21 protein-coding genes are annotated in these 21,283 nt (G+C 58.2%); 6 read left to right on the forward strand and 15 right to left on the reverse strand.

Annotated features, from left to right (window positions below; genetic code table 11):
* Positions 1-112 precede the first annotated feature (112 nt).
* The 7 genes from ruvB to NL116_RS24415 all read right to left on the reverse strand — a co-directional run bounded on the left by ruvB (position 113) and on the right by NL116_RS24415 (position 5,958).
* A complete protein-coding gene (ruvB, locus tag NL116_RS24385) occupies positions 113-1,174 on the reverse strand; it encodes a Holliday junction branch migration DNA helicase RuvB (protein ID WP_494374390.1) in 1,062 nt (353 codons plus the stop codon).
* The gene (ruvA, locus tag NL116_RS24390; RefSeq protein WP_494374391.1) at positions 1,175-1,792 is read right to left on the reverse strand and encodes a Holliday junction branch migration protein RuvA; all 618 of its coding nucleotides are present in this window, start codon (positions 1,790-1,792) and stop codon (positions 1,175-1,177) included.
* 116 nt (positions 1,793-1,908) lie between these two features.
* On the reverse strand, positions 1,909-2,433 hold the full coding sequence (gene ruvC / locus NL116_RS24395; RefSeq protein ID WP_007945844.1) for a crossover junction endodeoxyribonuclease RuvC: 525 nt from the start codon (positions 2,431-2,433) through the stop codon (positions 1,909-1,911).
* Between the two features lie 84 nt (positions 2,434-2,517).
* Positions 2,518-3,264 (reverse strand): YebC/PmpR family DNA-binding transcriptional regulator, encoded by a 747-nt coding sequence (locus NL116_RS24400; protein WP_494374392.1) that lies wholly within the window; start codon positions 3,262-3,264, stop codon positions 2,518-2,520.
* 117 nt (positions 3,265-3,381) lie between these two features.
* Positions 3,382-5,157: an aspartate--tRNA ligase gene (gene aspS / locus NL116_RS24405; protein WP_494374393.1), complete on the reverse strand. Its 1,776-nt coding sequence runs from the start codon at positions 5,155-5,157 to the stop codon at positions 3,382-3,384.
* 119 nt (positions 5,158-5,276) lie between these two features.
* Positions 5,277-5,498 carry an FmdB family zinc ribbon protein gene (locus NL116_RS24410; RefSeq protein ID WP_010457489.1) on the reverse strand — a complete coding sequence of 74 codons (222 nt, stop codon included), beginning with the start codon at positions 5,496-5,498 and terminating at the stop codon, positions 5,277-5,279.
* 136 nt (positions 5,499-5,634) lie between these two features.
* Entirely contained in the window at positions 5,635-5,958 is a 324-nt protein-coding gene (locus NL116_RS24415; RefSeq protein WP_494374394.1) for a ribbon-helix-helix domain-containing protein, read from the reverse strand.
* Positions 5,959-6,402: 444 nt separating this feature from the next.
* Between NL116_RS24415 and NL116_RS24420 the strand changes: the two genes are divergently transcribed.
* A complete protein-coding gene (locus NL116_RS24420) occupies positions 6,403-7,005 on the forward strand; it encodes a cold-shock protein (RefSeq protein ID WP_494374395.1) in 603 nt (200 codons plus the stop codon).
* 73 nt (positions 7,006-7,078) lie between these two features.
* On the opposite strand, the gene NL116_RS24425 is transcribed toward NL116_RS24420, so the two are convergent.
* Positions 7,079-7,285, reverse strand: coding sequence for a SlyX family protein (locus tag NL116_RS24425; RefSeq protein ID WP_010457497.1), 207 nt, complete (start codon positions 7,283-7,285; stop codon positions 7,079-7,081).
* A gap of 3 nt (positions 7,286-7,288) precedes the next feature.
* Entirely contained in the window at positions 7,289-7,714 is a 426-nt protein-coding gene (locus NL116_RS24430) for an HIT family protein (RefSeq protein WP_494378127.1), read from the reverse strand.
* 875 nt (positions 7,715-8,589) lie between these two features.
* Here NL116_RS24430 and NL116_RS24435 point away from each other — a divergent pair.
* On the forward strand, positions 8,590-9,918 hold the full coding sequence (locus NL116_RS24435) for an OprD family porin (protein ID WP_494374396.1): 1,329 nt from the start codon (positions 8,590-8,592) through the stop codon (positions 9,916-9,918).
* Positions 9,919-10,058: 140 nt separating this feature from the next.
* Here the strand turns inward: NL116_RS24435 and NL116_RS24440 are convergent, their stop codons facing one another.
* Positions 10,059-10,901 carry a mechanosensitive ion channel family protein gene (locus tag NL116_RS24440; RefSeq protein WP_494374397.1) on the reverse strand — a complete coding sequence of 281 codons (843 nt, stop codon included), beginning with the start codon at positions 10,899-10,901 and terminating at the stop codon, positions 10,059-10,061.
* A gap of 129 nt (positions 10,902-11,030) precedes the next feature.
* A complete protein-coding gene (locus NL116_RS24445) occupies positions 11,031-11,516 on the reverse strand; it encodes a YajQ family cyclic di-GMP-binding protein (protein WP_007906601.1) in 486 nt (161 codons plus the stop codon).
* Positions 11,517-11,656: 140 nt separating this feature from the next.
* Between NL116_RS24445 and NL116_RS24450 the strand changes: the two genes are divergently transcribed.
* Genes NL116_RS24450 through NL116_RS24460 form a run of 3 tightly spaced genes read left to right on the forward strand, consistent with a single transcriptional unit; the run spans position 11,657 to position 15,241 of the window.
* On the forward strand, positions 11,657-12,574 hold the full coding sequence (locus tag NL116_RS24450) for a putative 2-dehydropantoate 2-reductase (protein ID WP_494374398.1): 918 nt from the start codon (positions 11,657-11,659) through the stop codon (positions 12,572-12,574).
* 45 nt (positions 12,575-12,619) lie between these two features.
* Complete coding sequence (locus tag NL116_RS24455; RefSeq protein WP_494374399.1) at positions 12,620-14,656, forward strand: sensor histidine kinase; 2,037 nt, start codon at positions 12,620-12,622, stop codon at positions 14,654-14,656.
* Positions 14,657-14,659: 3 nt separating this feature from the next.
* Positions 14,660-15,241, forward strand: a complete 582-nt coding sequence (locus NL116_RS24460) for a cob(I)yrinic acid a,c-diamide adenosyltransferase (RefSeq protein WP_494374400.1) — start codon at positions 14,660-14,662, stop codon at positions 15,239-15,241.
* A 127-nt stretch (positions 15,242-15,368) separates the two neighbouring features.
* On the opposite strand, the gene NL116_RS24465 is transcribed toward NL116_RS24460, so the two are convergent.
* The 3 genes from NL116_RS24465 to argJ all read right to left on the reverse strand — a co-directional run bounded on the left by NL116_RS24465 (position 15,369) and on the right by argJ (position 18,307).
* Positions 15,369-16,313, reverse strand: coding sequence for a Nudix family hydrolase (locus tag NL116_RS24465; RefSeq protein ID WP_494374401.1), 945 nt, complete (start codon positions 16,311-16,313; stop codon positions 15,369-15,371).
* A complete protein-coding gene (locus NL116_RS24470) occupies positions 16,310-16,942 on the reverse strand; it encodes a glutathione S-transferase family protein (protein WP_494374402.1) in 633 nt (210 codons plus the stop codon). Before NL116_RS24470 ends, NL116_RS24465 begins: the two co-directional genes overlap by 4 nt.
* A 147-nt stretch (positions 16,943-17,089) precedes the next feature.
* Positions 17,090-18,307: a bifunctional glutamate N-acetyltransferase/amino-acid acetyltransferase ArgJ gene (gene argJ, locus NL116_RS24475; RefSeq protein WP_494374403.1), complete on the reverse strand. Its 1,218-nt coding sequence runs from the start codon at positions 18,305-18,307 to the stop codon at positions 17,090-17,092.
* Here argJ and NL116_RS24480 point away from each other — a divergent pair.
* Positions 18,306-18,458 carry a hypothetical protein gene (locus NL116_RS24480; RefSeq protein WP_185045018.1) on the forward strand — a complete coding sequence of 51 codons (153 nt, stop codon included), beginning with the start codon at positions 18,306-18,308 and terminating at the stop codon, positions 18,456-18,458. The genes argJ and NL116_RS24480 overlap by 2 nt on opposite strands.
* Here the strand turns inward: NL116_RS24480 and secA are convergent.
* Entirely contained in the window at positions 18,430-21,165 is a 2,736-nt protein-coding gene (gene secA, locus NL116_RS24485) for a preprotein translocase subunit SecA (RefSeq protein ID WP_494374404.1), read from the reverse strand. The genes NL116_RS24480 and secA overlap by 29 nt on opposite strands.
* Positions 21,166-21,283 lie beyond the last annotated feature (118 nt).

The following is a 21,283-nucleotide window of genomic DNA, read 5'->3' on the forward strand; positions in this document are numbered from 1 at the left end:
CTCAGGTTGCCAATCCGGCCAGGCAACTGTTTTTCATTGATCTGCGGGCTTTTTCGCAAAAGCACGGTCCTCGGACCGCACAAAAGCCGAATATATCAGCGCGCAAAAATTATTAATCGTCCACGGCATCAAGAAACTCGTCTACCACGGGCATTTCGCCCAATCGTGACGGAATATTTAAGCCAAAGTGCAAATACGCATGCCGGGTCACCACTCGCCCCCGCGGGGTACGCATGATGTAGCCCTGCTGGATCAGGTAGGGCTCCAGCACGTCTTCAATGGTGTGACGTTCTTCGCTGATGGCGGCGGCCAGACTGTCCACCCCGACCGGTCCGCCGTCGAACTTCTCGATCATGGTCAACAGCAGGCGTCGGTCCTGATGATCGAAACCGCGTTCGTCGACATCCAGCAGGTTCAACGCGAGGTCAGCAATCGGCTTGGTGATGTGGCCCTTGGCGCGCACCTCGGCGAAATCGCGCACCCGTCGCAATAACCGGTTGGCGATCCGCGGCGTACCGCGGGCACGCCGGGCGATTTCGAAGGCGCCTTCCGGGTCAAGCGGCAAACCAAGGATACTCGCCGAACGGCTGACAATCGTTGCCAGATCCGCAGTGTTGTAGAACTCGAGGCGCTGGACGATCCCGAAGCGGTCGCGCAACGGGTTGGTCAGCATGCCAGCACGGGTCGTTGCCCCCACAAGGGTAAACGGCGGCAGATCCAGTTTGATCGAACGCGCGGCCGGTCCTTCACCGATCATGATGTCGAGCTGGAAATCTTCCATGGCCGGGTACAGCACTTCTTCGACAATCGGCGACAAGCGATGGATTTCGTCGATGAACAGCACATCGTGAGGTTCAAGATTGGTCAAAAGCGCCGCCAGGTCACCCGGGCGCTCCAGCACGGGACCCGATGTGCTCTTGATCGACACCCCCATTTCCTGGGCGATGATGTTCGCCAAGGTGGTTTTCCCCAGACCCGGCGGACCGAAGATCAATGTGTGATCCAGCGACTCATTACGTCCACGGGCGGCCTGGATGAACAACTCCATTTGCTCGCGAACGGTCGGCTGGCCAATGTACTCGGCCAGGCTGACGGGACGAATCGCCCGGTCCTGGACTTCCTCGCGGTCGCGGGGACCCGGCGTGGCGGTAATCAGACGATCAGCTTCAATCACTTAAATCATTCCCTTCAGGGCACGACGAATCAGGTCTTCACTGCTCAAGCCTTTCTCCTTGATCGCGGAAATCGCCTTGCTGGCCTCCTGCGGCTTGTAGCCCAGGGAGATCAGCGCGCTGACCGCGTCATTTTCGGCGGTGACGACCGGCGCCGGAGCGTCTGGCCCGCCCGGCTGGTTGGGCACCAGCGCGAACATGGCCGGAACGGTTTCCCAGGCCTTGAATCGGTCCTTGAGCTCAACCAGCAAACGCTCGGCCGTCTTCTTGCCCACCCCCGGCACCTTGGTCAATGCCGAGGTGTCCTGAGACTGCACGCAACGGACCAGTTCATCGACTTCCAGGCTGGACATCAAGGCCAGCGCCAATTTCGGCCCTACCCCATTAAGACGGATCAACTCGCGGAAAAAGTCTCGCTCACGCTTGCCAAAGAAACCATAGAGTAACTGCGCGTCTTCGCGTACGACCAAGTGGGTGTGCAAGGTCAGCGGTTCACCGACCGACGGCAAGCGATACAGCGTGGTCATGGGCACTTCCAGCTCATACCCCAGACCGTTTACATCCAGAATCAGGTGCGGCGGCTGTTTTTCAGCCAGTGTGCCGCGCAAGCGTCCAATCACGTTACAGATCCTTGAGCGTTGGCCAGATCAATGCCTGGCGACCGACAGAGCAAGGGTTCGCATCGACAACACAGACACGAAAGCCCCCATTCCATAAAAAATGATTGCTGATGCTATCAGAGACGCAGGCGCCCGCCACGACTGCGTGCCGTCCCCAAGCCATGGGGCAACAGACTGGAACGGGTGTGCGCATGGCAAATGGCAATGGCCAGGGCATCAGAGGCGTCGATTTGCGGCTTGCTGGTCAATTTCAGCATGTGCATGACCATCATTTGCACCTGTTCTTTATTCGCCGCACCGGTGCCGGTCACTGCCTGCTTGACCTGAGTTGCAGTGTACTCAGCGATTTCCAGGCTTTCTTCGGCACCGGCAACGATGGCCGCACCGCGCGCCTGACCCAGTTTCAGCGCAGAGTCGGCATTGCGCGCCATGAACACTTTTTCGATGCCCATGGTGACCGGGCCGTATGTCTGGATGATTTCACGCACACCGCGATAAACGATTTGCAGACGCTCATGCAATTCTCCCGAGCCGGTACGAATGCAGCCCGATGCCACATACACACAGCCACGCCCGGTATCGCGCACCACGCCATAACCGGTAATACGCGAACCGGGGTCAATCCCAAGAATTAAAGTCATAACGCCTGCGGGTTAGGTAAGAGCACTTCTATACAGCAAATACCAAAAGTGAGAGCTGACTCCCACCTTTGATCTTAGTCACCCTCAACCGAGTTGTGCGGCTACCGATTCCGGAATGTCCGCGTTGGAATAGACGTTCTGCACGTCATCCAGGTCTTCCAGCATGTCGATCAGCTTGAGCACCTTCTCGGCGCCTTCCAGGTCCAGTTCGGCGCTGGTGGTCGGCAGCATGACGATTTCAGCGTCGTCGCCCTTGAACCCGGCCGCTTCCAGCGCATTACGCACGGAATAGAACCCGGCGAAGGAGGTGAACACATCAATGGAACCGTCATCGTGGGTGACCACGTCATCGGCATCCGCTTCCATCGCCGCTTCGATCAGCGCGTCTTCATCAACGCCTGACGCGAAGGAAATCTGCCCTTTGCGCTCGAACAGATAAGCCACGGAACCGTCGGTACCGAGGTTGCCGCCGCATTTGCTGAAAGCATGGCGAACAGCGGCCGCGGTGCGATTACGGTTGTCGGTCATGCACTCGACCATCACCGCCACGCCGCCCGGGCCGTAACCTTCGTAGCTCAGTTCGACCATGTCGTCGGTGTCGGCAGCGCCGGCACCGCGCGCAACGGCACGATCAATGATGTCGCGGCTCATGTTCGCGCCAAGGGCCTTGTCCAGCGCCAGACGCAGGCGCGGGTTGGAGCCCGGATCACCGCCACCCTGACGGGCAGCAACGGTCAGTTCACGAATCCACTTGGTGAAAATCTTGCCCTTCTTGGCATCCTGACGTTCTTTGCGGTGCTTGATGTTCGCCCACTTGGAATGACCCGCCATAACTCGCTCCGAATTCTCTTTGAAACATTGCCCGCCTCACTCAGTGTCGGCCAGCAACCCAAAAATCTCGACCTAAAGAAAAGGCGCACCCAAAAGGATGCGCCTTTATGGTCAGCCTTACTCAGCCTTTGGCGTTTCGCGCAGACGAATGTGCAGTTCGCGCAATGCCTTGGCATCCACCTGACCCGGTGCCTGAGTCATGACGTCCGCCGCGCTCTGGGTTTTCGGGAAGGCGATCACTTCACGGATCGACTGGGCGCCAGTCATCAGCATGACCAGACGGTCCAGACCGAAGGCCAGGCCACCGTGTGGCGGCGCGCCGTACTTCAGGGCGTCGAGCAGGAAGCCGAATTTCTCTTCCTGTTCCGCTTCGTTGATGCCCAGCAGACGGAATACGGTCTGCTGCATTTCCTTGCGGTGGATACGGATCGAACCGCCACCGAGCTCGGTGCCGTTCAATACCATGTCGTAGGCACGGGACAAAGCGGTCGCCGGGTTGGCTGCCAGTTCTTCCGGGGTGCACTTCGGCGCGGTGAACGGGTGGTGCAAGGCGGTGAAGCTGCCGTCATCGTTCTCTTCAAACATCGGGAAGTCGACGACCCACATTGGTGCCCACTTGCAGGTCAGCAGGTTCAGATCGTTACCGACCTTGATCCGCAGCGCGCCCAAGGCTTCGCTGACGATCTTGGCCTTGTCGGCGCCGAAGAACACGATGTCGCCGTCGACCGCGCCAACGCGATCAAGGATCACATTGAGGTTGGCTTCAGGGATGTTCTTGACGATTGGCGATTGCAGACCTTCAACGCCTTTGGCGCGCTCGTTGACCTTGATGTACGCCAGGCCCTTGGCACCGTAGATGCCAACGAACTTGGTGTAATCGTCGATCTGCTTACGTGGCATGCTCGCCGCGCCTGGAACGCGCAATGCGGCAATACGGCATTTCGGGTCGTTGGCCGGACCGCTGAACACCTTGAAGTCGACTTCTTTCAGCTGATCTTCAACGTCAACCAGTTCCAGCGGGTTACGCAGGTCCGGCTTGTCGGAACCGTAACGACGCATGGCTTCTGCGAAGGTCATGTGCGGGAAGTCACCGAATTCCAGGTCCAGCACTTCCTTGAACAGGTTGCGGATCATTTTTTCGGTGATGCCCATGATCTCGTTTTCATCGAGGAAGCTGGTCTCGATGTCGATCTGGGTGAATTCCGGCTGACGATCAGCCCGCAGGTCTTCGTCGCGGAAGCACTTGGCGATCTGGTAGTAACGGTCGAAGCCAGCCACCATCAGCAATTGCTTGAACAGCTGTGGCGATTGCGGCAAGGCGAAGAAAGAACCGGCGTGAGTACGGCTCGGCACCAGGTAGTCGCGAGCACCTTCAGGGGTCGCGCGGGTCAGGATCGGCGTCTCGACGTCGAGGAAGCCGTTCTCGTCCAGGAAACGACGGATGCTGGTGGTCATGCGCGAACGCAGACGCAGCTTCTCGGCCATTTCCGGGCGACGCAAGTCAAGGAAGCGATAGCGCAGGCGGGTTTCTTCGCCGACATCGGAGAACTCGTTCAGCGGGAACGGCGGGGTTTCCGATTCGTTCAGCACTTCCAGTTCGTAACCGAGGACTTCGATCATGCCCGACGCCATGTTGGCGTTGGTCGCACCGGCCGGACGCAGGCGTACCTTGCCGGTGATCTTGACGACGTACTCGCTGCGCACGCGATCGGCGGCGGCGAAGGATTCAGCACGGTCCGGGTCGAACACCACCTGGGCCAGACCGTCACGATCACGGATATCGAGGAAAATCACCCCACCGTGGTCACGGCGACGGTGAACCCAACCGCAAAGAGTAATTTCCTGGCCTTCCAGGCTTTCGTTCAGTTGGCCGCAATAATGGCTGCGCATCATGGTAGTGGTTTCGCTTCTCGTAATTCGAAATTCGGTCAGAGCCCTGCCCATCCTGCCCTTTATAAAGGTGCCCGATGATGCAAGCGCTCGCACGTATGGTTCAACTCAGGCCCTAGACCCTAGTCAGCTTTGTCGCCGCCGGCCAGGTTCTTCTTCGAGCCGGTCTTGAAATCGGTTTCGTACCAACCGGTGCCGCTGAGGCGGAACCCTGGCATGGACAGCATCTTTTTCAGCTCTGGCGCCTGACAGGCAGGGCAGTCGACCAGCGGTGCTGCGCTGATCTTTTGAATGGCTTCCAACTGATGACCACAGGAAGCACATTGATAGTCGTACATCGGCATGGGGGTTGTCTCGGCGATCAGATTGCTACCGCACACGCTGGGTTTTGCGGCAAAGAGCGGGATTATATCCATTAAACGCAGCCTGTGCAGCCGTAAGACTGCACAGACTGACACTCAGTCCCTTGCGCCGCGGCGGCTAAGGTGTCGCAACGCAGCCCCTTTCCTTCAAGCTGCGCACGACGCAGACAACCCGCACCAGCCCGGTGAAGTTCTTGACCCCGCCGTGACGTAAATGCACTTCGCGGTCCACATGGGACAACAGTGCGCTGACCGAACAGCGGTTAACCTTGGCCATATCGCCCAAAATATCCCAATAGACCTGCTCAAGCCGCAAGCAGGTCGCCAAACCATTCAAACGCACCGAACGGGATAACGGCCGGGCCAGCCCCATATCAAATTCACTGACGAAAGGATCAACCCTGATCTCCCTAGCCTCGCCAGACCTGTCTTCATAAACCATATTGCTGACACTCCTTTGTCATCCTTGCCTTCTATAAGGGCCACTTCTTTGTGTTGCCCTATAAAAGCGCAGGCGCAACGGTATATCCAGATGACTTTATGACCATCGACGTAGGATAAGCCAACAGCTGAATGGGGATGATGGAGAGCGTCCTAGGCCGGCCAATGTCCTACAGGATCAGACGCGTTTTACCGCGCGCAAATGAGATTTGCGGAAGCAAGACGGCAGAGATTGAATAAATCGACCTTCCGGGCACCGCCGGACTGCCTGATTTGAGTAGCTGCAGGCTTTGCTGTTAAATAGACAACGTGTCGCGACCGCCTATTTTTCGGGGGCTGCGCATAGGCTGATACCGAATACGTGCCCAACGCCTCTTATTGTTCCGAAGCGAACCGTATTCCATCAGCTCTTCCTTGTGATCCGTCTTAACGTGAGTTAATCAAAATGTTGAAAATCGTCCACCTGCTAACGGGCGCAGCGGCCCTGCTGCTGTCCTTTATCCCCAGCCTGCGAGCTGAAGCGGTCCCTTACCTGCAACAACCCGATGCACTGTACCTGGCCTTTTTCGGCCTGCTGAACCTCACCCTTGCTCCTGTTATCCCTTACTGGAACAAAGGCCCGCGTCACCAACTGCAAAACCTGGTCAGCGTTCTGCTGGTGCTGGCCGTTCTCCTGCAAATCCTGACGTTGCTCGCGCCGATGCCGGTCATCGCCGGTCAACCTGCCGTCCTGTTCAGCCTGGTCGCAGCCCTGGCCGCCGTATTACTGCACCTGGGTGTCAGCTTCTACAAATCGTCACCGGCCGCCGCCTCGCCAAGCTATGACATGAGCAACCGCGATACCGGCACCGTCAAGTGGTTCAACACCTCCAAAGGCTTCGGCTTTATTTCCCGCGATTCCGGCGATGATATTTTCGTGCATTTCCGGGCTATTCGCGGCGAAGGTCACCGCGTCCTGGTCGAAGGCCAGCGCGTGGAATTCTCTGTGATGAACCGTGACAAAGGCCTGCAAGCCGAAGACGTGATCGCCGCACTGCCGCGTCGCTGATTCAAAGGCAAAAAAAACCGCGAACAGCCTGGCTGTTCGCGGTTTTTTATTGGCTGCTTCTTTATCATAAAATTCAGTAATGCGGCGGCGGTGCTTCTTCTTCGAAGGTTTCGAACTGCCCGGCCATCTCCTCCTGCCGCTTGAGCAGTGCTGCCATTTGCAGCTGCAAGCGCTCAACAGCACGTTGCTGCGTCGCCAGCACATCACTCAATGACTGGATAGTGTCATCCTGAAACGCCAACTGGCTCTCCAGATCGGTAACGCGATCTTCCAGGCTCATGATTCAACCCTCCAGAAACGTAAAGTCTTCGGTTAATACCAAACTCAGACGCTCGCGAATCGCGGTGATCTGGTCTGCATCGTAGGGTTTGGCCGGCACCTTGCCCCAGACCGGAGCAGGCCAGGCAGCGTCTTCGCGTTTTCGCACGATCACATGCATGTGCAACTGACTGACAACATTACCCAGCGCCGCGATGTTCAACTTATCAGCGTCGAACGCATCCTTGAGCGTTTCCGCCAGCGCGGTCGTCTCCTGCCATAGCTGTTGTTGCTCCGCGACACCCAACTGAAATATCTCGCTGATATCGTCGCGACGAGGCACCAGGATGAACCAGGGATAATTCGAGTCATTGGACAACAGCAACCGACAGAGTGGGAAATCCCCGATCGGTAGCGTGTCTTGTTGAAGCCGTGGATCTAAAGCGAACACTGTGCGCACTCCCGCCTGGTTCTCATTTTTCAGCTTAGCGGCCCTCCTGAGGGACGGTGCGCCAAGCGACAGGACGGCAGCATACCTGCGAACGGCGCTCTCTTCACGACCCGACACGCGCCCCGCCATGAGACATTTTTCGCCAGAACGCACCATTACAGGACCAGCGACCCAGCCAAAACCGCCGAAATGACTGATTAACAACGAAGTGTTCGATTCAGACAAATAACAAAATTGTATGAATTCAGTACAGCGATTAAGATTTTTTGCACCAAAAGCGCACAGCTCGTCTACGCTGAGTCGGTCAGCATCCGCGATCTACTCACTTTTGGGGTGAACCGGTAACGTTTTTGGTTGTCATGCCACCGAACCGGAGGCTGATGCACGATGCAAACCCTGGCGTCAAGCCCGAACAAAACGTGCTTGAAACGCCCGGTTTTATGAGGTTTTTACACGTATAGACAGGCAGGCAGAAAAAAACAGCAACAGATTTCTGTTTTGTGCACGCTTGTTGCATTCACACCCACATCGCCTGGATGCTTCTGCTGGAAGTGGAGGCATCAAGGCAAATAAAAACAGCGGCAGGGTTGCCCGATGGAGATTCAAACGTTTCACCAAGGACTCTTTTTACCAATGTTCAAGCCCTGGAAAACAACGTTAAAGTTGCCGGCCCGCTTGCATTGAGGCTGTAAATTTGCGACATCTACCCAGCTGTTTGCGACAGGGTCGTAAAGAAGCAGAAAGGTTAGATACGCAAGTATCGCCAACATGGTCGGCGTGATATAAGTTTGCGCCGACACAAAAAGAAAGAGCCGCCCAGATAATAAATCAGGTGGGACGGCAGTACTCTTCTAAAACCAAAGGAGCAAATCACGATGCGCGTGATGAAGTGGAGCATGATCGCACTGGCAGTTGCAGCAGCAGCCAGTACTCAGTTGGCAGTAGCCGCACCTTTCGTAAGCGACCAGGCAGAAGCCAAAGGTTTTGTTGAAGACAGCAAGCTCGACTTGCTGGTTCGCAACTACTACTTCAACCGTAACAAGACCGATGGTGCCAACGACCAGCGTGACTGGACCCAAGGTATTCAGGGCATGTACAGCTCGGGCTACACCCAAGGTCTGATTGGTGTCGGCGTTGAAGCATGGGGCCAACTGGCAATCAAACTTGACGGTACCGACAAGTACGCCGGTTCGGGCAACCTGAGCCTTAACGATCAGGGCGAAAACAACGACAGCCAAGGCAAAGCCGGCGCTGCCGCCAAGTTCCGCATCTCCAAAACCGAGCTGAAAATCGGCGACATGCAGCCAAGCACCTCTCCGGTGTTCGCTGTTGGCGGTTCCCGTATCCTTCACCAAACTGCCAGCGGTATCCAACTGCAGAGCAGTGAAGTCAAAGACCTTGACCTCGAAGGCGGCCACTTCTACTCGGCGACCAGCCAGAACGCAAACGCCCGTGATGGCAGCCTGTGGGCTACCTACGCTGGCGTACAAGCCAACTCCATCGACTACTTCGGCGGCAAGTACGGCGTCAATGACAACCTGAGCTTCTCGCTCTACGGTGCCAAGCTCGAAGACGTCTGGAACCAGTACTACGCGAACGCGAACTACACCCTCCCACTGGGTGGCGATCAGTCGCTGAACTTCGACGGTAACTACTACAACACCAAGGACACCGGTAACGCTAAAGCAGGCGAAATCAGCAACAACGCCTACTCCCTGGCTGCTGCTTTCTCGTTCCTGAAAGCGCATACCCTGACCCTGGGCTTCCAGAAAGTGAACGGCGATACCCCGTTCGACTACATCGGTGTGGGTGACAACAACAAAGGCGGCGACTCGATCTTCCTCGCCAACTCCATCCAGTACTCTGACTTCAACGCCCCTGGCGAGAAGTCGGTACAAGCCCGTTACGACCTGAAAATGGCCGAATACGGCGTACCTGGTCTGAGCTTCATGACCCGTTACGTGAAAGGCTGGAACATCGACGGCACCAACACTCCAGCTGGCAGCGCTTACGCTGGTCTGTACGGCGACAACGGTAAGCACCACGAAACCAACCTGGAAGTTAAGTACGTAATTCAATCCGGTCCAGCTAAAGACCTGTCGTTCCGCATCCGTCAAGCATGGCACACCGCCAACGCTGCCGAAGGCGAAGGCGATATCCAAGAGTTCCGCCTGATCACCGACTACCCGCTCAACATTCTGTAATTGCAGAACGTTACTTTGCGGTAATAAAAAAAGGCCCATCTTCGGATGGGCCTTTTTTCGTGGGCGACAACAATGCATCAAAACGATCATATTCGTGAGAAACATGCCTGACCAAATAGTCAGACATGATCAAAAAACAATCACTGCACCGCAGATTCCTGAACCACGCGAATAACCCGCTGTGGAAACGGAATATCAATACCGGCGTTTTTCAAGCGATCACGGGACTGTTCGTTAAACATGAACATCACGTCCCAGTAATCCGCCGTCTTTACCCAGACCCGAAGCGAAAGAGTGATCGAACTGTCACCGAGCGTAGAAACTACTGCTTGTGGTGCCGGATCTGCCAATACGCGTGGATCTCTGGCCAGTTCCAACAACACTTCACGGGCCTTCTGCAAGTCCGCCTCGTAATCCACGCCTACATCGAACACTACTTTGCGGGTCGGTTGACGGTTGGTATTAGTGATGATCCCGTTCGACAAGTTACCGTTGGGAACGATGATGGTTTTGTTGTCTCCGGTACGCAGTACGGTGTGGAAGATCTGAATGCTGTCAACGGTACCGGCAACCCCTTGGGCTTCGATCCAGTCTCCGATGCGAAACGGGCGGAACAACAGGATCAACACGCCGCCGGCGAAATTTGCCAGGCTGCCTTGCAAAGCCAGACCGATGGCCAAGCCTGCAGCACCAATGGCCGCGACGAATGAGGTGGTTTCCACACCGATCATCGACGCCACACTGACAATCAGCAAAACCTTGAGAATGATGTTTGCCAGGCTGCTGATGAACCCTTGCAGTGCCAGGTCAGCGTTACGCAGAGCCAGCAGGCCACCGAGCTTTTGCGTCACTTTATTGATCAGCCACCAGCCCACGGCCAGAGTGATCACAGCCAGCAACACGCGGCTGCCGTATTCCATGATCATTGGAATCCAGGCTTGGGAAGCCTTGACCAGGTTGTCCACTTCAGCATTCAAATCCATCTAATTTCTCCTGATTTCCGGCACGCAAAAAAATAAACGGCAGAACGATCAACCCCGCAGGACTCAATCATTTCTGCCGTTGCTTGGGCCTCGGACGCCGAAAACGTCGAGTGGTTCCCGAGTTAAAGGTTAGTCGCGGAAGTTGTTGAACTGCAGCGGCATATCGAACGTCTTGGCACGCAGGGCCGCGATGGCTTCCTGCAAATCGTCACGCTTCTTGCCGGTAATGCGCACTTGCTCACCTTGAATGGCAGCCTGGACCTTGAGCTTGGCATCCTTGACGTGAGCAACGATTTTCTTCGCCAGTTCCTTGTCGATGCCTTCCTTAAGGACCGCTTCCTGCTTCATCAGCTTGCCCGATGCGTAAGCGTCCTTGACCTCAAGGCACTGCACGTCGATTTTGCGCTTGACCAAAGCCAGCTTGAGGATCTCGATCATCGCTTCGAGCTGGAAGTCGGCCTCGGCGGTCAGGTTGACGGTCAGGTCCTTTTCCTTGAACTCGAATGTGCCCTTGCCTTTCAGGTCATAACGACGATCGAGTTCCTTGACGGCGTTTTCGACCGCGTTGGTGACTTCGTGTTTGTCCAGTTCGGATACCACGTCGAACGACGGCATGTAATTTCTCCAATAAAAAGGCGCGCTCGATTGCAATGGCGCGCGCTTGGCTTGCGGTTAAAATCGGGCTCATTATAACGGGTCTTTTCCAACCGATAGTGCGAGCCTCACATGCCAGCCTCAAACCGAGCAAAAAGCTGATGTCGACCACTTGGCATGTATTGGGCGCCGGCAGCCTCGGCACGTTGTGGGCCACACGGCTGGCGCGGGCCGATTTACCGGTCAGGTTGATCGTTCGGGACGCGCAGCGCTTGCAGGCCTATCAAGCTGCAGGCGGTTTGACGCTGGTCGAGCACGGTGTAGCCAACACCTATGACATCCCCGGCGAAACACCGGACAGCCGCGAGCCCATCAGCCGCCTGCTCGTGGCCTGCAAGGCTTACGACGCCGAGAAAGCCGTCGCACAACTGGCGCCACGCCTGACACCCGACGCCGAACTGATCCTGTTGCAAAACGGCCTCGGCAGTCAGGACGCCGTGGCGGCGCAGGTGCCGCAAGCCCGTTGCGTGAGCGCATCGAGTACCGAAGGCGCGTTTCGCGATGGCGACTGGCGCGTGGTGTTCGCCGGCCACGGTTACACCTGGCTGGGGGACGCGAGCCATCCGGTAGCGCCGATCTGGCTGGAGGACCTGACGGCTGCGGGAATCCCCCATGAATGGAGCACCGACATCCTCACACGGCTGTGGCGAAAACTGGCACTCAACTGTGCGATCAATCCCCTGACGGTCCTTCACCACTGCCGCAATGGCGGATTGCGGGAGCATCAGTGCGAAGTCGCGACCCTCTGCGTTGAATTGACCGAGTTGCTGGAACGGTGCGGCCAGCCTGCAGCAGCAGAAAACCTGCAACAGGAAGTCGAGCGCGTGATCCAGGCCACGGCGGCCAATTACTCCTCGATGTACCAGGACGTCGCGAATCAGCGCCGGACCGAAATCACCTACCTGCTCGGCCATGTCTGCAAAGTCGCCGCGCGTCACCAACTCAACCTGCCCCACCTGCATCAATTGCAGCAACGGCTGATCGGCCATCTGCACAGCCTTGGATTGCCCAGCGACTGAGCAGCGGCTACGCTGGCCACGTGTTCCATTTAAGCGACGAACCTGATGCCATTGCGCCAGCGCCTTGAAAACCTCCCCGTCGGCCAGAAACTGCTGGCCGCCCTGCTGGTGCTGTTGATCACCATCCTGCTGGTCGCCAACCTGACGTTCATCAGCGCGGCGTACTACATCTCCCAGGAAAGCATGGCGCCCCAAGCCTTGCAGACCATTGGCCGACTGGTGTCCAACCCGAGCCTGGTGGCCGATGCCCTGAAGACGCCACAAAACGCCGAACGCCTGCTCAACGAACTCGACAGTTACTCCCCACTGCGTGCGGCCGCTATTTATGACGGCAAGGGCGAACGACTGGCGCAATTGCAGCATGGCGACAAGCTGAGTCTGCCGGGGCGCTATCAACACATCGAGGCTTGGCAAGCGACCGAGTTTCGCAGCAATCAACTGATCACCCTGCCCCGGCCTGGCACCGAACCCGGCCACTTGCTGTTGGTGGCCAGCAGCGAGCTGCCGATGGCGTTCTACACCGGCACCCTGACGGCCAGCTTGGGCATTCTGATCTTCAGTGTGCTGTTGTGGCTGGTGATCGCCCGGCAAATCAAACGCCTGATTACCCGCCCCATCCATGAGCTCGAAGAGCTGTCCCGGCAAGTGACCCGCGAAGAGAACTACGCGCTGCGAGCCTCCCGTGGCAACCACGACGAAATCGGCAGCCTTGCCGAGGCGTTCAACACCATGCTCTCGCGGATCGAAGCCCGTGAGCAGCAGCTCAAGCGTGCCCGGGACGACTCCCAGGCTGCCTACGATCAGGCCCAGGGCCTGGCCGAAGAAACCCGCCATACCAATCGCAAGCTGGAACTTGAAGTCCAGGTGCGCAGCAAGATCGAGAAAAAGCTCACCGGTTTCCAGAACTACCTCAACAGCATCATCGATTCCATGCCGTCGGCACTGATCGCCCTCGACGAGCAGCTCTACGTGACCCAGTGGAATCAGGAGGCCAGCGCCCTGTCCGGCACACGCCTGGACGAAGCGCTGAACCAACCGATCTTCCTCGCCTTCGAACCATTGAAGCCGTTTCTGCCGCAACTCAAGCAAACCGTCGAGCAGCACACCGTGGCCAAGATCGAGCGGGTAACCTGGTTCAAGGACGATGAACCCAAGCATTACGCCTTGACCTTTTACCCGCTGATGGGCGGTGCCGGGCGTGGTGTGGTGATCCGGATCGACGACATCACCCAGCGCCTGTCGCTGGAAGAAATGATGGTGCAGTCGGAAAAGATGCTTTCGGTCGGCGGCCTCGCCGCCGGCATGGCCCACGAAATCAATAACCCGCTGGGCGCGATCCTGCACAACGTGCAGAACATTCGCCGGCGCCTGTCACCTGATCTGCCGAAAAACCTGGAACAGGCCGAGCACATCGGTATCGAGCTGGAAACCGTCAATCAGTACCTGAAGGTGCGCGAAGTGCCGCAATTGCTCGATGGCATTCAGCAGGCCGGCGCCCGTGCGGCGAAGATTGTGACGCACATGCTCAGCTTCAGCCGTCGCAGTACCCGGCAAATGGCCCCGTGCGACCTGCCGGCGCTGATCGATCAAGCTGTGGAAATCGCCGGTAACGACTTCGACCTGGCGATCGGTTTCGACTTCAAGGGGCAGGCGATCATTCGCCAGTTCGATCCGGCCCTCGGCCCGGTGCCCGGCACGGCCAACGAATTGGAGCAAGTGTTGCTAAATCTGTTGAAAAACGCGGCTCAGGCCATTCACCAGCGTGAAGATGATCGCGAACCGGGGCGGATCATTCTGCGCACCAAACTGAATCCGCCCTGGGCGGAAATCCAGGTCGAGGACAATGGCATCGGCATGAGCGAAAACGTGCGTAAACGCACGTTCGAGCCGTTCTTCACCACCAAGGAAATCGGCCAGGGCACGGGATTGGGCCTGTCGGTTTCCTATTTCATCATCACCAACAATCACAAAGGGCAGATGGAAGTGCAGTCGACGCCGGGCCAAGGCACCTGTTTCACCTTGCGCCTGCCGTTGTCGGGCGCGCCTGTCATCTCCCAAGAGCTCAATCAACTATCGAGGTAACCCATGGGCTTTCGCTTGTCGAAGATTTACACCCGCACTGGCGACAAAGGCGAAACCGGGCTCGGCGATGGTCGCCGGGTGCCCAAGGATCACCCGCGAATCGAGGCCATTGGTGAAGTCGATTCGTTGAACAGTCAGATCGGCGTGCTGTTGGCCGGGTTGGCCGCCGAAGTCGTCACGTATCCGGGCTTGAACGAGGTGATTGAGGTGTTGACGCCTTGTCAGCACCGCTTGTTCGACTTGGGTGGCGAACTGGCGATGCCGGTATATCAGGCGTTAAACGCAGCTGAAATCGAGCGCCTGGAAGCGGCGATTGATCGCTGGAATGAAGAGCTGGGGCCGCTGGAGAATTTCATTCTGCCTGGAGGTTCAGCGCTGATTGCTCAGGCGCATGTGTGCAGGTGCCTGGCACGCAGTGCGGAGCGGCGGTGCCAACAGTTGAATGCGATAGAGCCGCTGGCCGGGGTTGGGCTGGCGTATATCAATCGGTTGTCGGATGTGATGTTTGTGGTGGCGCGGGTGATTGCCAAGCGGCAGGGGGTTGCGGAGATTTTGTGGCAGGCGGCGGTGAAACCTCAGGATTAACCGGCGTCTGTCAGGACGCCTTCGCGAGCAAGCTCGCTCCCACAGTGGACCGAGTTCTTCCTGAAGAAACGCGATCCATTGTGGGAGCGAGCTTGCTCGCGATAGCGGCAGTCGCATCACCGCAAAATCAAACCTCAGGCCAGAACGCCCGAATCCCCGCCACGCCCTGCGCCCCGGCTCCCCAGGCTTGCTGCCGTTCTGCCGGGCCAACACCGCCCAACAGGAACACCGGCTTGCTGAAGCCCGCAATCAACGCCGAAGCCTGCTCCCAACCCAACGGCTGCGCATCCGGATGAGTCTGGGTCTTCTGCACCGGCGACAGGGTCACAAAGTCCACCCCCATCTGCTCGGCCAACGCCAGTTCTTCAGCGTTATGACACGACGCCGCCAACCAGCGCGACGCCGGCAGTGGTCGCCCTGCCGCTGCATATTTACGCAACTGGGCCGAGGTGATGTGCCAACCGGCGGACGGGAAATCACCGAGCCATTCAAACGGCCCTTTGATCATCAACTGCGCCTTGCCGGCACACAACCCCGCCGCGTCCACCGCCAGATCGCGGTACTTTGGATCGTAGCCATTGGGCGCCCGCAGCTGGATCAGTTTGATCCCACCGGCGATGGCTTTCTGGATGCCGCGCAGCAGAGCTGGGGTTTCCAGGTCCTCGGGGGTAATCAAGTATTCCGCTGGCAAACGTGCGGCCGCGACGATCGGCTGGTTGGCCGCCGGGAACTCGTAGTTCAGCAGGTCGCGCGGCGACACCCACTCCAGCGGTTGTCCTTCGGCGCCGTGGGGTTCGCCGGTAAACGCAGAAACCTCCCAGACATCCAGCAACACGTGCTTGTCCGGGTAATCATGATGAATCTTGATCAGCGGCCGCGCGGCGCTGACCACAATGCCCAGTTCTTCCTGAAGTTCACGGCTCAGCGCGGTTTCGACAGACTCGTCGCCCTCGACTTTGCCGCCGGGAAACTCCCACAAACCGCCTTGGTGCTGTGTGTCGGCACGACGTGCGATAAGGATCTTACCGCTGTTATCACGGATAACGGCAGCGGCTACATGGACTCGTTTCACTGCCCGACCTCCTCCAGACCAGCCTTCTGCCAGGCTTTGAATGCCGGCCATTGGTAGATCGCTTCGACGTAGGCTTCGTCCGCTGCCGGCAATGTCACCTGATAGGTGCGCAGGCGTACGGCAATCGGGGCAAAGAACGCATCGGCCAGGGTTGCACCACCGAACAGGAACGGGCCAGTGTCGTTCGCCGCTGCACGGCATTCTGCCCACAAGGCCAGCATGCGCTGAATGTCCGCCTGAACATCATCAGGTGTCGACGCCAGAGGCGCATCGCGGCTCAGGTCGAACGGCATGTTGCCGCGCATGGCAAAGAACCCGGCGTGCATTTGCGCACAGGCCGAACGCGCCTGTGCACGGGCAGCGGTGTCTGTTGGCCAAAGGCCGGCCTCGGGAAACTGCTCAGCCAGGTACTCGGCAATCGCCAGGGAGTCGGCAATGGTGCCATGTTCGGTTTTCAGCAGCGGAACTTTGCCGGTCGGCGAATGCTTGAGCAGGTGTTCGCGGGTGTCGGGTTGGCCCAGCTTGATCAATTCTTCGGTGTAGGCCGCACCGGTCAGGTCGAGGGCCAGTGCGCCGCGCAGGGACCAGGAGGAAAGCAGTTTGTCGCCGATGATCAGGTGGAGGCTCATGTTCGGGACCTTTTTGATGAGGGGTGCAGGTCAGTCTTTTGGTGACTGGAAGTCCGTCATCGCGAACAAGCTCGCTCCCACAGTGGATCGGGGTGTTCACAAATCCACTGTGAGAGCGAGCCTGCTCGCGAAGGGGGCGACGCGGCCTTAAGTACGGTACTCGGCGTTGATCTTCACGTATTCGTGGGACAAGTCGGTAGTCCAGATGGTTTCGCTGCAATCGCCGCGACCCAGCTCGATACGGATGGTGATCTCTTCCTGCTGCATGACTGCAGCGCCCTGGGCTTCAGTGTATGTCGCCGCACGCGCACCACGGCTGGCAATGCAGACGTCGCCGAGGAACACGTCGATCTTGCTCACGTCCAGGTTCGGCACGCCGGCACGGCCAACGGCTGCCAGGATTCGACCCCAGTTCGGATCGGAGGCGAACAACGCCGTCTTGATCAGCGGCGAGTGCGCCACGGTGTAGCCGACGTCCAGGCATTCCTGGTGATTGCCGCCGCCGTTGACTTCAACGGTGACGAACTTGGTCGCGCCTTCGCCGTCGCGAACGATGGCCTGGGCCACGTCCATGCACACGTCGAACACCGCTTGCTTCAGCTTGGCGAACAACTCGCCTTCGGCACGGGTGATTTCCGGCAGTGCAGCCTGACCGGTAGCGATCAGCATGCAGCAGTCGTTGGTCGACGTGTCGCCGTCGATGGTGATGCGGTTGAACGACTTGTTGGCACCGTCCAGCAGCAGGTTTTGCAGCACATCGCGGGAGACTTTGGCGTCGGTGGCGATGTAGCCAAGCATGGTCGCCATGTTCGGACGGATCATGCCCGCGCCTTTGCTGATGCCGGTGACGGTGATGGTCACGCCGTCATGCTGGAACTGGCGGCTCGCACCCTTGGGCAGGGTGTCGGTGGTCATGATGCCAGTGGCAGCCGCTTCCCAGTTGTGGATCGACAGGTCGTCGAGGGCTGCTTGCAGCGCGCCTTCGATTTTCTCGACCGGCAGTGGCTCGCCGATGACGCCGGTGGAGTACGGCAGCACCAGGCTTGCATCGACCCCCGTCAGCTCAGCCAGTTTGGCGCAGGTACGCTCGGCGGCGGCCAGGCCAGGTTCGCCGGTGCCGGCGTTGGCGTTGCCGGTGTTGGTCAACAGGTAACGCACCGGGCCTTGCACGCGTTGCTTGGCGAGGATCACGGGAGCGGCGCAAAAGGCGTTCAGGGTGAAGACGCCTGCGACGGTGGAGCCTTCGGCACAGCGCATGACCACGACATCCTTGCGCCCCGGGCGCTTGATGCCGGCCGAGGCGATACCGAGTTCAAAACCGGCAACCGGGTGCAACGTTGGCAAAGGACCAAGACCAACAGCCATGAATGCGCTCCTCAAAAAATGTAGTCATCACCGTCATGCGATGAACGGCGGTATTAAATGGCAAAACGCCGCGACGGCTGATGCCGGTCGCGGCGCGGGTATTTCAGCGATTGAAACGGGTTTTACTGGATCTGCCCGTGGCAATGCTTGAATTTCTTGCCCGAACCGCAATAGCACAGTTCGTTACGGCCCAGTTTCTGCTCGTTGCGCACAGGTGCCACGGCGAGGGCGACATCAATCTCTTCGCCCAACGGTTCCACTTGCTCAAGACCTGGTGCTTCTTCGTGATGGAACTGCATGCGTGCGGCCAGTGCTTCGGCTTCCTGACGCAGACGTTGCTCTTCGGCTTCCGGGTCTTCGCGGCGAACCTGAACATGGGACAGCACGCGAATCGAATCGCGCTTGATCGAATCCAGCAGCTCGGAGAACAGCGTGAACGACTCGCGCTTGTATTCTTGCTTCGGGTTCTTCTGGGCATAGCCACGCAAGTGGATGCCGTGACGCAGGTGGTCCATGGTCGACAGGTGGTCTTTCCACAGGTCGTCCAGCACGCGCAGCACGATTTGTTTCTCGAAGCTGCGCAGCGCTTCGGCGCCTGCCTGGTCTTCTTTCTCGTTGTACGCCGCGATCAGCTCTTGCATCAGCTTCTCGCGCAGGGTTTCTTCGTACAGGTGATCGTCTTCGTCGAGCCATTGCTGGATCGGCAGCGCCACACCGAAGTCGCTCTGCAACGCAGCTTCCAGACCGGCCACGTCCCACTGCTCTGGCAGCGATTGCGGTGGAATGTGCGCACTGACGGTAGCGTTGAGCACGTCCTGACGGAAATCGGCAATGGTTTCGCCAATGTTGTCAGCGGCGAGCAACGTGTTACGCATGTGATAAATCACTTTACGCTGTTCGTTGTTGACGTCATCGAACTCGAGCAGTTGCTTACGAATGTCGAAGTTACGGCCTTCAACCTTGCGCTGAGCCTTTTCGATGGCGTTGGTCACCATGCGGTGCTCGATCGCCTCGCCTGGCTGCATGCCCAGGGCCTTCATGAAGTTCTTCACCCGGTCAGAGGCGAAGATACGCATCAAGCTGTCTTCCAGCGACAGGTAGAAGCGGCTGGAACCGGCATCACCCTGACGACCGGCACGACCACGCAGCTGATTGTCGATACGGCGCGATTCGTGACGTTCGGAAGCAATCACCTGCAAGCCGCCCGATTCGAGCACTTGCTGGTGACGCTTCTGCCAGTCGGCCTTGATCTGGGCAATCTGCTCTGGCGTCGGATTTTCCAGGGACGCCACTTCCACTTCCCAGTTACCGCCCAACAGGATGTCGGTACCCCGACCGGCCATGTTGGTGGCGATGGTCAGTGCGCCTGGGCGACCGGCCTGGGCAATGATCTCGGCTTCCTTTTCGTGGAACTTGGCGTTCAGAACCTTGTGTTCGATGCCTTGCTCCACGAGCAGGCGGGACATGTGCTCGGAGGTTTCGATGGTCGCCGTACCTACCAGCACCGGACGGCCCGCCGCCATGCTTTCCTTGATGTCCGCCACGATAGCCGTGTACTTCTCGTCGGCTGTCAGGAACACAAGGTCGTTGTAGTCCTTACGGGCCAACGGCTTGTTCGGCGGAATGACCATGACCTGCAGGCCATAGATCTGATGGAACTCGAACGCCTCGGTATCGGCTGTACCGGTCATGCCGGACAGTTTGTTATACAGACGGAAGTAGTTCTGGAACGTGGTCGAGGCCAGGGTCTGGCTTTCGGCCTGGATGTTCAGGTTTTCCTTGGCTTCGATGGCCTGGTGCAGGCCTTCGGACAAACGACGGCCCGGCATGGTACGACCGGTGTGTTCGTCGACCAGTACAACCTGACCGTCCTGCACGATGTACTCGACGTTGCGGTGGAACAGTTTGTGCGCACGCAGGCCGGCATAAACGTGGGTCAGCAGACCCAGGTTGTGCGCCGAGTACAGGCTTTCGCCCTCAGCCAGCAGGCCGAGGGAGGTCAGAGTTTCTTCGACGTACTGGTGACCGGCTTCGTTGAGTTCGACCTGACGGGTCTTCTCGTCGACGGTGTAGTGACCGGCCTTGGTGACTTCGCCTTCAACTTCTTCGACATGCAGTTCCAGCTGCGGGATCAGTTTGTTGATCTCGATGTACAGCTTGGAGCTGTCCTCGGCCTGACCGGAAATGATCAGTGGAGTACGGGCTTCGTCGATGAGGATGGAGTCGACTTCGTCGATCACGGCAAAATTGAGTTCACGCTGGAATTTTTCTTCCATGCTGAACGCCATGTTGTCGCGCAGGTAATCGAAACCGAATTCGTTGTTGGTGCCGTAGGTGATGTCGGCAGCGTAAGCCAGACGTTTCTCTTCCGGTGGCTGGAACGGCGTAACCACGCCGACTGTCAGGCCGAGGAATTCGTAGAGCGGACGCATCCAGTTGGCGTCACGACGGGCCAGGTAGTCGTTCACTGTCACAACGTGCACGCCCTTGCCGGACAGCGCGTTGAGGTAAACGCCCAGTGTTGCCACCAGGGTCTTGCCTTCACCGGTACGCATTTCCGCGATCATGCCTTCATGCAAGGTCATGCCGCCGATCAGCTGGACATCGAAGTGGCGCATACCCATGACGCGCTTGCCGGCTTCGCGGGCGACCGCAAAGGCTTCGGGCAGCAGCTTGTCGAGGGATTCCCCTTTGGCGATGCGGGCCTTGAACTCGTCTGTCTTGGCACGCAATTGATCGTCCGAAAGGGCCACCATTTGCTCTTCGAAGGCATTGACGAATTGCACCGTCTTGAGCATGCGTTTGACTTCACGCTCGTTCTTGCTTCCAAAAAGTTTCTTTAACAAAGGCGCAAACATATCGGCAGGATCTTCCACACTAAAGGGATGGAGGGCGGCCCCGTGAGTCGCCCGTGCAGCCCTCATGGCCGCATGCGAACGAGCATTCTACCCGGAAACGATGGTGAGGAAAGTGGCG

The organism is Pseudomonas sp. FBCC-B1667 (assembly GCF_059133255.1).

Excerpts from the sequence above, each read along its gene's own strand:
- ruvC (WP_007945844.1), bottom strand. The coding sequence starts at position 2,433 with ATGACTTTAATTCTTGGGATTGACCCCGGTTCGCGTATTACCGGTTAT.
- NL116_RS24400 (WP_494374392.1), bottom strand. The coding sequence starts at position 3,264 with ATGGCGGGTCATTCCAAGTGGGCGAACATCAAGCACCGCAAAGAACGT.
- aspS (WP_494374393.1), bottom strand. The coding sequence starts at position 5,157 with ATGATGCGCAGCCATTATTGCGGCCAACTGAACGAAAGCCTGGAAGGC.
- NL116_RS24410 (WP_010457489.1), bottom strand. The coding sequence starts at position 5,498 with ATGCCGATGTACGACTATCAATGTGCTTCCTGTGGTCATCAGTTGGAA.
- NL116_RS24415 (WP_494374394.1), bottom strand. The coding sequence starts at position 5,958 with ATGGTTTATGAAGACAGGTCTGGCGAGGCTAGGGAGATCAGGGTTGAT.
- NL116_RS24420 (WP_494374395.1), top strand. The coding sequence starts at position 6,403 with ATGTTGAAAATCGTCCACCTGCTAACGGGCGCAGCGGCCCTGCTGCTG.
- NL116_RS24425 (WP_010457497.1), bottom strand. The coding sequence starts at position 7,285 with ATGAGCCTGGAAGATCGCGTTACCGATCTGGAGAGCCAGTTGGCGTTT.
- NL116_RS24435 (WP_494374396.1), top strand. The coding sequence starts at position 8,590 with ATGCGCGTGATGAAGTGGAGCATGATCGCACTGGCAGTTGCAGCAGCA.
- NL116_RS24440 (WP_494374397.1), bottom strand. The coding sequence starts at position 10,901 with ATGGATTTGAATGCTGAAGTGGACAACCTGGTCAAGGCTTCCCAAGCC.
- NL116_RS24445 (WP_007906601.1), bottom strand. The coding sequence starts at position 11,516 with ATGCCGTCGTTCGACGTGGTATCCGAACTGGACAAACACGAAGTCACC.
- NL116_RS24450 (WP_494374398.1), top strand. The coding sequence starts at position 11,657 with ATGTCGACCACTTGGCATGTATTGGGCGCCGGCAGCCTCGGCACGTTG.
- NL116_RS24455 (WP_494374399.1), top strand. The coding sequence starts at position 12,620 with ATGCCATTGCGCCAGCGCCTTGAAAACCTCCCCGTCGGCCAGAAACTG.
- NL116_RS24460 (WP_494374400.1), top strand. The coding sequence starts at position 14,660 with ATGGGCTTTCGCTTGTCGAAGATTTACACCCGCACTGGCGACAAAGGC.
- NL116_RS24470 (WP_494374402.1), bottom strand. The coding sequence starts at position 16,942 with ATGAGCCTCCACCTGATCATCGGCGACAAACTGCTTTCCTCCTGGTCC.
- NL116_RS24480 (WP_185045018.1), top strand. The coding sequence starts at position 18,306 with ATGAATGCGCTCCTCAAAAAATGTAGTCATCACCGTCATGCGATGAAC.
- argJ (WP_494374403.1), bottom strand. The coding sequence starts at position 18,307 with ATGGCTGTTGGTCTTGGTCCTTTGCCAACGTTGCACCCGGTTGCCGGT.
- secA (WP_494374404.1), bottom strand. The coding sequence starts at position 21,165 with ATGTTTGCGCCTTTGTTAAAGAAACTTTTTGGAAGCAAGAACGAGCGT.